The organism is Roseateles sp. (assembly GCF_036404855.1).
In the GTDB taxonomy this organism is placed as follows: Bacteria; Pseudomonadota; Gammaproteobacteria; order Burkholderiales; family Burkholderiaceae_C; genus Pelomonas.
In genome coordinates, this window is sequence record NZ_DASWYS010000030.1 from 14,330 (window position 1) to 27,231 (window position 12,902).

The following is a 12,902-nucleotide window of genomic DNA, read 5'->3' on the forward strand; positions in this document are numbered from 1 at the left end:
GACGCCCCGGCTTGCCGGGGCGCTTGTGTTTTGAGGGTGCGCGGTGGTGGAAATCGGCAGAGTTTGGATCAGTCGGAGTCTGGGAGCGCTGGCGCTCAGTCTGCTGGCCGCCTGCAACAACAGCCCCTATCCCCATGATGCCGAGCGCGAGAACACGCTCTACATGGCCTTCGCCGAGCGCTCTCCGCGCTACCTGGACCCCACGTCCTCCTACACGGCGCCCGAGAGTACATACACCTACGAGATCACCGAGCCGCCTTACGGCTATCACCCGCTCAAGCGCCCCTACACGCTGATCGCGCGCGCCGCGTCAGAGCTGGCCAAGCCGTACTTCCTGGACGCGCAGGGCCGCCGTCTCCCGGACGATGCGCCGGACGCGCAGATCGCGCAGGCGGTCTACGACATCCCCATCCGCCCGGGCCTGAAATGGTCGCCGCACCCGGCCTTTGCCAAGGATGCGGCGGGCCACTACCGCTACCACCACCTCAAGCCCGGTGAGCTGGGCGACAAGCGCAGCCCCTTCGAGTTCGAACACCTGGACACGCGCGAGGTGGTCGCCGAGGACTTCGTCTACGCGCTCAAGCGCCATGCCAGCCCGCGCATCGAGGCGCCGGTGGCGGCGGTGTTCTCGGAGCATGTCCTGGGTCTGCGCGACTACCTGACGCTGCTCAAGCGGGAGAGTGACAAGCAGCTGGCCGGTTTGCCCGAGAACCTGGCCGACAAGCCCTTCCTGGACCTGCGCCGTTGGCCGCTGGCCGGTGCCGAGGCCGTGAACGACCACCTGCTGCGCATCCGTCTCAAGGGCCGCTACCCGCAATGGCAGTACTGGCTGGCCACGGCCTTCACGTCGGCCATCCCCTGGGAAGTGGACGCCTTCTATGCCCAGCCCGGCATGGCGGCCAACTCGTTGAGCTGGAACCAATGGCCGGTGGGTAGCGGTCCCTTCATGATGACGGAGTACGTGCAGGACCGTCGGCACGCGATGAGCCGCAACCCCAACTATCGCGTCGAGACCTACCCCTGCGACGGCAGCCCCGGCGATGCGGAGGCAGGTCGCCTTGCCGATTGCGGCAAGCGCATCCCCTTCGTCGACAAGATCGTCGCGATCAACATCAAGGAAAAGGTGCCGATCAAGGAGCTGTTCAAGCAGGGCTACCTCGACCTGCCCGAGATGGACCGGGCCGACTGGGGCGTCAACCTCGCCGTGGACCGCGACGATTCGGACGAGGTGCGCGCCTTCTTCGCGGAGCGCGGCTTTCAGCTGCCCATGGCCACCGACATCAGCAACTGGTACCTGGGCTTCAACTGGCTGGACCCGGTCATTGGCAAGGGCGACACGCCCGAACAACAGCGGCGCAACCGGGCCCTGAGGCAGGCCATATCCATCGCCATCGACTGGGAGGAGGGCTATGGCCGCATCTTCCGCGACAAGGGCGGCGACGCGGCCCAAGGCCCCATCCCGCCCGGCGTGTTCGGCTCCAAGGAAGGGCAGCCTGGCGAGTACAACCCGGTCACGCACCGCCTGGTCGACGGCAAGCCGGTACGCCGGCCACTGTCGGACGCCTTGAAGCTGATGGAGGAGGCCGGCTACCCCGGCGGGCGCGACGCCAAGACAGGCATGCCGCTGGTGCTGAACTACGACTTCCAGCGCGTCATCACGCCGGAGCTCAAGGCCGAGAACGACTGGATGGTTCGCCAGTTTGCCAAGCTGGGCATACAGCTGGATATCCGCGCGACCGACTTCAACCAGTTCCAGGAGAAGATCCTCAAGGGCAAGCATCAGATCTTCTGGTGGGGCTGGTTCGCCGACTACCCGGACGCCGAGAACTTCCTGTTCCTGCTCTACGGCCCCAACAGCAAGAGCCTGCACGAGGGCGAGAACGCGGCCAACTACGCCAACCCCGAGTTCGACCGGCTCTACCGCAAGCTGCAGTCGCTGGAGGACGGGCCGGAGAAGGCCGGCGTGATGGCCCGGATGAACGACATCGTCCGCGAGGATGCGCCGTGGGCCTGGGGCTACTGGAGCTATTCCGGGCTGGCCTTCCAGCGCTGGGTGCACAACGGCAAGCCGGGTGTCGTCGTGCGCGATCGCGCGCGCTATCTGCGCGTCGATGTGGAAGAGCGGGCGCGCAGCATCGCCGCATGGAACCGCCCCATCTGGTGGCCGCTGCTGCTACTCGCGGGCGGCGGGGTGGTGGTTCTTCTCGCCACGCGGCGCGCCTGGCGCGCCCGTGAAGCGGCTACCGCCTTGGGCAGGGCGCGCTGATGCTGGGCTTCGTACTGCGCCGCCTGGGCTATGGCCTGGCCATCCTCGTCGGCGTCAACCTCTTCACCTTCTTCCTGTTCTTCTCGGTCAACACGCCGGACGACATGGCGCGGCTGAACATCGGCGGCAAGCGCGTGACGCAGGAGCAGATTGAGAGGTGGAAGGTGGAGCGCGGCTACGACAAGCCGCTCTACTACGACGCCAGCAAGGCCGGGACGGAGCGCGTGACACACACCATCCTGTGGGAGCGTTCGGTCAGCCTGTTCGCGCTGGACTTCGGCAAGAGCGATGCACGCCAGGCCATCAATATCGGCCACGAGATCAAGGTGCGCATGGGTGTCAGCCTGCAGCTGGCATTGCCCCTCTTCGTCCTTCAGGTCATCGTCAGCGTCACCTTTGCACTGCTGCTGGTGTTCTTCCGGCACAGTCGCATCGACTTCTGGGGTGTCGTGCTGTGCGTGCTGATGCTGTCCATCAGCAGCCTGTTCTACATCATCGTCGGCCAGTTCCTGTTCGCCCGCGTCCTCAAGCTGGTGCCCATGAACGGCTTCGCGCCGGGGCTGGACGCCATCAAGTTTCTGGCTTTGCCCATCCTGCTGTCGCTGCTGAGCCGCCTGGGTGGCGAGGCGCGCCTGTACCGCGCGATGTTCCTGGAGGAGATGGGCAAGGACTACGTGCGCACCGCGCGCGCCAAGGGCCTGTCCGAGGGCCGGGTGCTGGGGCGCCATGTGCTGCGCAACGCGCTCATTCCGATCATCACCAGTGCCGGCAGCTACCTGCCCTACGTCTTCCTCGGCAGCCTGGTGTTCGAGAGCTTCTTCGGCATCCCGGGCCTGGGCGCTTTCGTCATCGAGGCCATCACAGGTCAGGACTTCGCCATCGTGCGCACCATGGTCTTCCTTGGTGCGCTGCTCTACATCGCGAGCAATGCGCTGATCGACATCGCCTACACGTGGGTGGACCCCAGGGTGCGGCTGCAATGAAATTCGTCCTTCTCTGGACCGACCTCGCGCTGTGGTTGATGAGCGCTGCCGTCCTCGCCTATGCCTGGCGCGTGAAGGCCCAGGCCAACCTGCGCGCGACTTGGCAGCGCGTGCTGCGTGACCCCGTCGCGGCGTGCGCCGGCGTCGTCATGGCGCTGTTCCTGCTCGTCACACTGGTGGACAGCCTGCACCTGCGCCGCGCGCTGCCGACGGACGACGGCAGCGCGGTCTACGACACGCGCACGCTGTCCGTGCTAGACCTGCTGCTGCAGCGTCAGATCGCCATGCGCGAAGTCAGCTACTCGTTGCCCCTGGGCACGCATGGCTTCAACAAGGAAAGCAGTGTCGATGCGCGCGGGGAGGTGCATCGTGAGTACCCGCGCCTGCAGTTCGGCGGCGCCCACCTGGCGGACCCGGCCACGCAGTGGGCTGGCGACGTCGCGGCCCGCGCCGGTGTCGGGCTGCTGGGCGGCCTGGCCCTGGCCGCCGCGCTGTTCGCCGTGGCCGCGGCGGGCCTGGCTCGGCAACATGAAGGCTGCCGACGCGCGCTGGTCGACCTGGCGGCCGACCGCACGAACTACCCGCTGCGCGCCATCCTGCTGACGCTGACCGTCATCCTGCTGCTGGCCGGCCCGGTCATGGCGCTGATGCCGCACTACCACGTGTTCGGCACCGACCGCACTGGCAACGACGTGCTTGTGCAGGCGCTCAAGAGCGTGCGCACGGCCTTCGTCATCGGGGCGTTGTCGACGTTGGCAACGCTGCCGCTGGCACTGCTGCTGGGCGTGCTGGCCGGCTACTACAAGGGCTGGGTGGATGAAGTCATCCAGTATGTCTACACGACGTTGAGCTCCGTGCCCAACGTGCTGCTGATTGCGGCCTGCGTGCTGATGGTGCAGGTCTTTCTCGACAAGAACCCCGAGCTGTTCGAGACGGCGGCCGAGCGCTCGGACGTGAAGATGCTGATGCTCTGCCTCATCCTCGGCCTGACGGGCTGGGCCGGGCTGTGCCGGCTGGTGCGGGCCGAGACGCTGAAGCTGCGCGAACTGGACTACGTGCAGGCCGCCACGGCCTTCGGGGTGGGTGACCTGCGCATCATGGCGCGCCATGTCGTGCCCAACGTCATGCACCTGGTGCTGATCACGGTAGTGTTGAGCTTCTCCGAGCTGATCCTTTACGAGGCCGTCCTGACCTACATCGGCGTCGGCGTGGACCCGCTGATGAACAGCTTCGGCAGCATGATCAACCTGGCGCGTGCCGAGATGTCGCGTGATCCGGTCGTCTGGTGGAGCTTCGCGGCTGCCTTCGGCTTCATGGTGGGACTGGTGCTGGCGGCCAATTTGTTCGCCGACGGTGTCCGTGACGCCTTCGACCCCAAGGCGCGCTCGACCCGGCCGCGCGTCTTCCAACGCAGGAAGGCCGCCGACCATGCTTGAGATCGACGACCTCAACGTGGTGCTGGAGGCCGAGGCCGGCCTCGTGAAGGCCATTGCCGGCATGAAGTTGACCCTGTCGCGTGGTGAGACCTTCGCGCTGGTGGGGGAGAGTGGCTGCGGCAAGAGCATGACGGCCCTGGCGCTGATGCGACTGCTGCCAGAGAACGGCCGGGTCGCCGCCGGCGCGGTGCGCCTGGACGGGCAGGACTTGCTGGCCCTGCCCGAGGGTCACATGCGCGGCGTGCGCGGCGGTCGCATCTCCATGATCTTTCAAGAGCCGTCGACCAGCCTGAACCCGGTCATGCGCGTGGGTGACCAGATCGTCGAGGCGATCGAGGCGCACACCGAGCTGCGCGGCAGGGCGGCGCGTGCCAAGGCCATCGACTGGCTGGCGCGCGTGGGCATCCCCGAGCCTCAGCGCCGCATCGATGACTATCCGTTTCGCCTCTCCGGGGGGCAGAAGCAGCGCGTGATGATCGCCATCGCGCTGGCGGCCGAGCCGGACTACCTGATCGCCGACGAGCCGACGACGGCGCTGGACGTGACCATCCAGGCGCAGATCCTGGACCTGATCCGCGACTTGCAGCGCGAGCGCCAACTGGGGGTGCTGCTCATCACGCACGATCTTGCCGTCGTCAGCGGCATGGCCCACCGCGTGGCGCTCATGTATGCGGGGCAGATCATCGAGGTCGCGCCTGCGGCCGAGTTCTTCGCCGCACCCCGGCATCCCTATGCCCGGCTGTTGCTGCAGGCGCTGCCGGACGCCGCACGGCGGCAACGGCCGCTGGCTGCCATCGCCGGCACCGTGCCGCCGCTGTGGCAGGCGTTCGCCGGCTGCCGCTTTGCGCCGCGCTGCGACAGGGCCATGCGCCATTGCGCTGGCACGCTGCCGGTCCTGACGGATGAAGGTCCGCAGCACCAGGTGCGCTGCTTGCTCTACAGCCAGCCCGGCGATGCGCTGCCGCGCGCGCCGGCCGTGACCCGGGAATCGCCACCCGTGCCGCCCGTTCAAGGCGAGCCTTTGCTGGACGTGCGCGACCTGCGGGTGCGTTTCATGCTGAAGGCGCCGCTGCTGCACCGCGGGCCGCGCCATTTCGACGCTGTCGACGGCATTGCCTTCCAGTTGCACGCCGGCCGCACGCTGGCCCTGGTGGGCGAGTCCGGCTGTGGCAAGACCACGTCGGGCAAGGCCATCGCGCAGTTGCTGCGCCGCCAGGCCCGCACCAGCGGCCAGGCGCTGTTCGAGGGGCGCGACCTCTTCACGCTGGAGGGCCAGGACCTGCTGCAGGCGCGGCGCCAAGTTCAGATCATCTTCCAGGACCCCTTCGCATCGCTGAACCCGCGCATGCGAGTCGCCGACGTGCTGGAGGAGGGCCTGATCGCGCTGCGCCCCGAACTGGACGCCGGCCAACGCCTGGCCCGTCTTCAGGCGCTGGTCGATCAGGTCGGCCTGCGCCGGGATGCCCTGCAGCGCTGGCCCCACGAGTTCTCCGGCGGCCAGCGCCAGCGCATCGCCATCGCCCGCGCGCTGGCGGTCGAGCCGCGGCTCATCGTGTGCGATGAGCCGACCTCTGCGCTGGACGTGTCCGTGCAGGCCCAGATCCTCAACCTGCTGCGCGACCTGCAGCGCGAGCAGGGTCTGGCCTACCTCTTCATCACGCACAACATCGGCGTGGTGGAGTACATCGCCGACGACATCGCCGTCATGCAGGCCGGCAGGATCGTCGAAGGAGGGGCCTGCAACGAGGTCCTCAGACAGCCTCGTGAAGGCTTCACGAAAGCTCTGCTCGCGGCGGTGCCGCGATTGCACGTACCTGCCCCGTAACCCCGTCGCGCGCCGGCAACGGCGCGGGGGGTGACTTTAGGGGGGGGAGGTTGGTCGGATCCTTTCAAATCAACGACTTACCTGGCTAACTTGCTTGGCTAGAGGGCTTTCCTTGGGCTCTCGCGATGTTGCGCCCGCACAAACTTCTGGCACCTCAGATCTGAGCCGATCGCCCAGATCAAGGCATCGGCCCTACCCAGGCCTGCACCGCCGGAGAAACACGGCGGGCCCACCCTCTTCAAGGAGTCCCCATGTTCAAGAAGTCCACCATCACGAGTGCCGTCCTGGCGTTGGCCGCGACCAGCGCGATGGCTCAGGAGGCACAGAAACTCGAACGCATCGAGATCACCGGGTCCAGCATCAAGCGCATCGACGCCGAGACGGCCGTGCCGCTGACCGTCGTGACGCGCGAGTCCATCGACAAGTCCGGCGCGTCGAATGTGCAGGAATTGGTGGACCGCCTCAGCTCGAACAATGGTGGCGGCCGCTCGCTGGGCGAGTCCATCGGTGACTCCAACGCGACCGGTCAGACCGGTGCATCCCTGCGTGGTCTGGGCCGCGAGCGCACGCTGGTGCTGCTGAACGGCCGCCGCCTGGCGATCTACCCCTTCGCCGGCGCGGGTGTCGACCTGAACGCCATCCCCCTGGCAGCCATCGAGCGCATCGAGATCCTGCGCGACGGTGCCTCGTCGACCTACGGCTCCGACGCCATCGGCGGCGTCATCAACTTCATCACGCGCAAGGACTTCCGCGGTGGCGAGGTGACGGCCGGCTACGAGCAGCCCAAGAGCAGCGGCGGCAAGATCGCGTCGGCCCAGGGCGGCATCGGCTTCGGCGACCTGGCCAAGGACAAGTTCAATGTGCTGGGGACTTTCAGTTTCCAGGAGTACGACGTCATCCACGCGTCGGATCGCGACTTCGCCAAGACCGGTAACCGCCCCGACCTGGGCGTCGTCAAGTCGTCGGGCAATACCTTCCCGGCCAATGCCTACAACGCCCAGACCGGGGCCTACATCCCCGGCGTGGCTGGTTTCCCGAACTGCGCACCGCCCGACAGCTTCCCCGGCGGATCGAACTGCCGCTACGACTACACGAGCAAGATCGACATCGTGCCGGCCTCCTCGCGCATTGGTGGCCTGCTGCGCGGCACGGCGGAACTGAGTGCCGACCACCTGCTGTTCGCAGAGCTGTCCTACTCCAAGAACGAGATCACGCTGGGTTCGTCGCAGACCCCGTCCAGCACGTCGGGCCGCGACGACTACTACTACCCCGCGGGTGGCAAGTACTACCCCACCGCCGCGGTTGACGCGTCGTCCAGCAAGGGATATCGCGGCGACCTCGTGATCGCTTGGCGGATCGTCGACGGCGGCCAGCGCCTGACCAAGGTCACCAACGACATGACCCGGGCTCTGGTGGGCGCCGAAGGCGTGTTGGCGGGTTGGGACTACAAGGCCGGGCTGATGCGGGCCCAGTCCAAGGCCAGCGAAGACTTCCTGACCGGCAACTTCTCCGACACGCAGCTGGTGCGCGTGCTGAAGACCGGCAATGTCAACCCCTTCGGCCCCAACGATGCCGCTGGGCTCGCGCTGCTGAAGGAAGCCGAGCTGCATGGCAACAATCGCGCCTCCAAGACGACCCTCGACGCGTTCGATTTCTCGATGTCGCGTGAGCTGTTCGCGCTGCCGGGCGGCAATGCCGCACTGGCCGCCGGTCTCGACCTGCGCAAGGAAAAGTACCTCGACGGCTATTCCGAAATTGCCGGTTCGGGCGACATCGTCGGTGGCTCCGGGACGGCCGGCAAGGTCAGCGGTGAGCGCAAGACCACAGGCGTGTATGCCGAGCTGAACATGCCCGTCATCAAGAACCTCGAGCTGAATGCAGCCGTGCGCGCCGACCGGTACACCGGTGCCTCGGGCTCTTCGCGCGACGGCGCCTTCAGCTCGCCCAACCTGTCGTCCACCAGCCCCAAGGTCGGCCTGCGCTGGACGCCGGTCAAGGAACTGCTGGTCCGTGGCTCCTACGGCAAGGGCTTCCGCGCGCCGGCGCTGGACAATCTCTACGCGCCATCGTCGCTGACCAACACGGGCGGCAACTTCAACGATCCGTACTACAACACCGCGGTGGGCTGCGCCAACAAGCCCAACACCAACTACTGCGACACGCAGCTGACGGTGCAGAACAACAGCAACCGCAACCTGAAGCCTGAGAAGTCCAAGACGGCTTCGCTCGGTGTCGTGTTCGAGCCGATGAAGGATCTGTCGATGGAAGTCGGCTACTTCAGCATCAAGATCACCGACGGGATCAAGGCGCTGTCCGGCGACGACATCCTGAAGGACTGGTACAAGAACCAGACCGGCCCGACGACCAGCTCCTCCGTGTACGCCGGTCGCTTGATCAAGAACGCCCAGGGTTACCTGGACTACGTCAAAGCCTCGCTGGAGAACGTGGGTCAAGCCACGGCGCAAGGTTTCGACCTGCTGGCCAAATACCGTGTGCGCACTGACATCGGCACGTTCACGCCCGCCTGGGACGCCACCATTGTCACCAAGAGCAGCGAGACCAACGTCGTGACCGGCGAGGTCGAAGACAACCTGGGCAAGTACCTGCGCGGCGGTCCGGTGGTCCGCGTCAAGCAGAACATCAGCCTGGACTGGGACGGCAATGCCTGGGCGGCCGGCGTGCGGTACTTCCGTCAGAGCGGCTACCTCGACTACGACGAGGTGCACCATGTGCCCAAGTACGACCTCTGGAGCCTGCAGGCCCAGTACAAGGGCGTCAAGAACCTGGTGCTGACGGCCGGCGTCCTGAACCTGCTCGACAAGAAGCCGCCGGTGACGGTCCAGGAAGACTACTTCCAGGTCGGTTTCGACCCGACCTACGCCGACGTCAAGGGACGCAGCTTCTACGTTCGCGCCAACCTCAAGTTCTGATCCTTACCGGTCGAACGCAATCCGGCAGGCCTTCGGGCCTGCCGTTTGTGTTTGTCTCCGTCCCACCCACCCATGGACTACATCAATCCGGACCTCGATCTCACTCTCCTCCACGCAGAGTTCCTGGGCCGTCGCCGTCTGCTGATCCGAGACTTCTTCAAGCCGGATGTGGCGGACGCCCTGGCGCGTGCGGTCGAGGCGATCGACTGGAGCCTGTGCTATCGCGATGCCCAGGGCGACCGCCGACTGACGGGTGAACAGCTGCGCGGCCTCGACGCCAGCCAGCGGGTCTACCTGACGGACGGCATTGCCGAAGTCGCCCGTCGCCAGTTCCAGTTCTCGTTTTATACGCACTCCCTGGCCGATGAGCTCCACCAGAGCGACCCCGGACTGCTGGGGCGCTTCATCCGCTGGATGGCTGACGACGCCTTCTTGTCGGTGATGCGAGGCATCACGGGCATCGAGGAGGTCAACCGCGTGTACGCCCAGGCCACCATGTACGCGCCCGGCAGCTTCCTGCTCGCCCACGACGATCACGTCGACGTGGAGGAGCGGCGCCTGGCCTACGTCATCAACCTGACCCGGCAATGGCGCCCGGACTGGGGCGGCCTGCTGAATTTCAGCGAACGCGACGGCAGCGTCAGTGAGAGCTACTTCCCGCATTTCAACTCTTTGTCGGTGTTCGCGGTACCACAGACCCACTTCGTGTCCTACGTGCCGCCCTTTGCCCAAGGCCAGCGCAACGCCATCACGGGATGGCTCATTGCGGCTTGAGGGTGCTCATTTGTGACCGGATGCATGTAATCGCCCTGTTCCTCCTGCCCGGGTTAGCCCCAAGAAGTTGCCGGAAACCCGGGGGCTAAGATGACACGTGGCCAAGTTTGGCCGGGGGTGCGGTTTTTCCGCACCGGGTTCGTGGCGATGAAACGTATGCCCGACGGCTTTGTGCCACCGGGCGTTTTTTTTGGCTCGACCAGGTGTAAAGCTGCTTTACACACCCGGGCAGACTGCGTGTTTTCGACGAGGCGGAATCATTCTTTCCGCGATCTAGAATGCACGCCCTTCGGGGACCAGTCGACGGCAGGGGCGCAACTTCCGCCGTGGCGGTGGCCGCTTCCAGAGAAGAAGTCATTGACTGTGATTTGTAGTTGCAAGAAGGAGCGCGCATGAATTTTGCGCAGGAGAAGCAGGGCGCGTCCCGGTTCACGGGCTTCGGTATCGTGGTCCTGATCCACGTCGTCGCCATCTATGCACTGGCCAGCGGCCTGGCGCGCGATATCGTCAAGAAGGTCACTGGCCCTATCGACGTCAAGGTCATTGAAGAGAAGGTCAAGCCGCCGCCGCCGCCCGAGAAGGTGGTGCCGCCGCCGCCGGATCTGAAGGCTCCGCCGCCGCCCTTCGTGCCGCCGCCCGAGTTCCAGGTGACCGCCCCGGCCCCGCCGGCCCCGGCCATCCAGTCCACCCAGGTCGCACCGCCGGCCGTGGCTGAAATCCGGCCCGCACCGCCGCCGGCGCCCGCAGCGCCCGCACCGGCACCGCGTCCCGCCAAGGTCACCGCCGGTATGGTCTGCACCAAGATGGGCAAGCCCGAAATGCCGTCGGTCAACTGGAGCGGCGAAGCCCTCTACAAAGCCGTGGCCACCGTCAAGGCCGGTCGTGTGACGGCCGTCGAAATCACCTCGCTGCGAGGCGGTGTGGATCGCAAGGCGCAGCGCGCCCTGGTCCAGGCCATCGAGGCGACCCTGCGTGAAACCTATGAATGCCCGGGCGATCACGTGTTCGAGCAGGAGTTCCAGTTCAAGATCGAATAAGACCCGCTTCGAATCCGGCGCCAGACCGGCGCATTCAGAACCGCATCAAACCAGAATCTTTCCCTAGGAGTTGACTCCATGATTTCTCGCATCACCGGCTTCCTTGCCGCCATCGCCATGGCCGCGACCCTGGCTGTTTCGCCCGCCCACGCGCAAGATCAGAAGCCGGCCGACGCCGCCTCGGCCGCCGTGGTTGAGGACACTGCCGCCACGGCCCCCGCCGCCGCTGCCGCGCCTGCCAAGCAAGACAATCCCTACAGCCTGGCCAATATCGTTGCCCACGGCAACGTCGTTGACCAGGTCGTGCTGTTCATCCTGGCCATCATGTCCATGGGCTCCTGGTACATCCTGGTGGTCCGTCTGTGGGACACCAGCAAGCTGCAATCCGAAGCCAAGGAAGTCCGCGCCTCCTTCTTCAAGAAGGCCAGCCTGGCTGACGGCGTCAAGGCCCTGAAGGAAGAAAGCGCCTTCCGCTACATCGCCACCACCGCCATCGAGGCTTCGGAGCACCACGAAGGCGCCCTGACCGAGAACATCGACCACAGCAGCTGGGTCACGATGAACGTCGACCGCGCCGTCGCCGACGTCAACACCAAGATCTCGGCCGGCCTGGGTTTCCTGGCGACCGTCGGTTCGACCGCTCCCTTCATCGGCCTGTTCGGTACCGTGTGGGGCATCCTGAACGCGCTGACCGCCATCGGTGTGGCCGGCCAGGCTTCCATCGACAAGGTTGCCGGCCCCGTGGGCGCCGCGCTGATCATGACCGCCATCGGCCTGGTCGTCGCCGTTCCGGCCGTGCTGGGCTACAACTGGCTGGTCAACCGCAACAAGACCGTCATGGCTCTGGTCCGCTCGTTCGCTGGCGACCTGCACGGCGTGCTGATGGGCAACCGCGCCGTCGCCAAGCGCTAAACCCTGAGCTGAAGCTCGTACAGGAGCCAATGCAATGGGCATGAACGTCGGATCCTCCTCCGGCGAGGACGAGGTGGTCTCAACCATCAACACCACGCCCCTCGTGGACGTGATGTTGGTGATGCTGATCATCTTCCTCATCACCGTGCCGGTGGTGACGCAATCGATCGCGGTGAACCTGCCAAAGGAAACCAACATCGTCCGCGTCACCAAGCCGGAGAACATCGAACTCTCGGTCAGCAAGGACGGCGACGTCTACTGGGGCACCAAGCTGATTCCCGACATGGAGGAGCTCGTGCAGCGCCTCGGCAAGGAATCGGTCAAGAACCCGCAGCCCGAGGTGCATATCCGCGGCGACGACAAGTCGCGCTACGAGTCGGTCGGTCGCGTGATCTTCGCCTGCCAGCGCGCGGGCATCATGAAGATCAACTTCGTCACCGAGCCGCCGGCTCGTGGCGGCTGATCCCAGGAGTCAAGCATGGGAATGAATGTTGGAAGTTCTTCGGGAGGCAGCGACCCCGAAGTCATGATGGACGTCAACACGACGCCGCTGATTGACGTGATGCTGGTGCTGCTGGTGATGCTGATCATCACCATCCCGATCCAACTGCATACGATCAACCTGGACATGCCGCCGCCGAGCTCGACTCCGCCAGTGCAGGACCCGGTCGTGCACACGGTCATGATCGACTTTGACGGCACGATCTACTGGGACGAGAACGCGCTCCCGAACCTGGAC

At 65.8% G+C, this 12,902-nt stretch carries 10 protein-coding genes; all 10 read left to right on the forward strand.

Annotated features, from left to right (window positions below; translation table 11 throughout):
* The first annotated feature begins 43 nt into the window (after positions 1–43).
* On the forward strand, positions 44–2,266 hold the full coding sequence (locus tag VGF12_RS01860; RefSeq protein WP_414709973.1) for an ABC transporter substrate-binding protein: 2,223 nt from the start codon (positions 44–46) through the stop codon (positions 2,264–2,266).
* Positions 2,266–3,249, forward strand: a complete 984-nt coding sequence (locus VGF12_RS01865; protein WP_331174346.1) for an ABC transporter permease — start codon at positions 2,266–2,268, stop codon at positions 3,247–3,249. The genes VGF12_RS01860 and VGF12_RS01865 overlap by 1 nt, the downstream gene beginning before the upstream one ends.
* A complete protein-coding gene (locus tag VGF12_RS01870) occupies positions 3,246–4,685 on the forward strand; it encodes an ABC transporter permease (RefSeq protein ID WP_331174347.1) in 1,440 nt (479 codons plus the stop codon). The genes VGF12_RS01865 and VGF12_RS01870 overlap by 4 nt, the downstream gene beginning before the upstream one ends.
* Complete coding sequence (locus VGF12_RS01875) at positions 4,678–6,510, forward strand: dipeptide ABC transporter ATP-binding protein (RefSeq protein ID WP_331174348.1); 1,833 nt, start codon at positions 4,678–4,680, stop codon at positions 6,508–6,510. Before VGF12_RS01870 ends, VGF12_RS01875 begins: the two co-directional genes overlap by 8 nt.
* Positions 6,511–6,761: 251 nt before the next feature.
* Positions 6,762–9,440, forward strand: a complete 2,679-nt coding sequence (locus VGF12_RS01880; RefSeq protein ID WP_331174349.1) for a TonB-dependent receptor — start codon at positions 6,762–6,764, stop codon at positions 9,438–9,440.
* Positions 9,441–9,512: 72 nt separating this feature from the next.
* Positions 9,513–10,214, forward strand: coding sequence for a 2OG-Fe(II) oxygenase (locus VGF12_RS01885; RefSeq protein WP_331174350.1), 702 nt, complete (start codon positions 9,513–9,515; stop codon positions 10,212–10,214).
* A gap of 392 nt (positions 10,215–10,606) precedes the next feature.
* The gene (locus tag VGF12_RS01890; RefSeq protein ID WP_331174351.1) at positions 10,607–11,251 is read left to right on the forward strand and encodes an ABC transporter substrate-binding protein; all 645 of its coding nucleotides are present in this window, start codon (positions 10,607–10,609) and stop codon (positions 11,249–11,251) included.
* A gap of 78 nt (positions 11,252–11,329) precedes the next feature.
* Positions 11,330–12,163 carry a MotA/TolQ/ExbB proton channel family protein gene (locus VGF12_RS01895; protein ID WP_331174352.1) on the forward strand — a complete coding sequence of 278 codons (834 nt, stop codon included), beginning with the start codon at positions 11,330–11,332 and terminating at the stop codon, positions 12,161–12,163.
* A 34-nt stretch (positions 12,164–12,197) separates the two neighbouring features.
* Positions 12,198–12,626, forward strand: coding sequence for a biopolymer transporter ExbD (locus VGF12_RS01900; protein WP_331174353.1), 429 nt, complete (start codon positions 12,198–12,200; stop codon positions 12,624–12,626).
* A gap of 15 nt (positions 12,627–12,641) precedes the next feature.
* On the forward strand, positions 12,642–12,902 hold a 261-nt coding region (locus VGF12_RS01905; RefSeq protein WP_331174354.1), incomplete at its 3' end, for an ExbD/TolR family protein.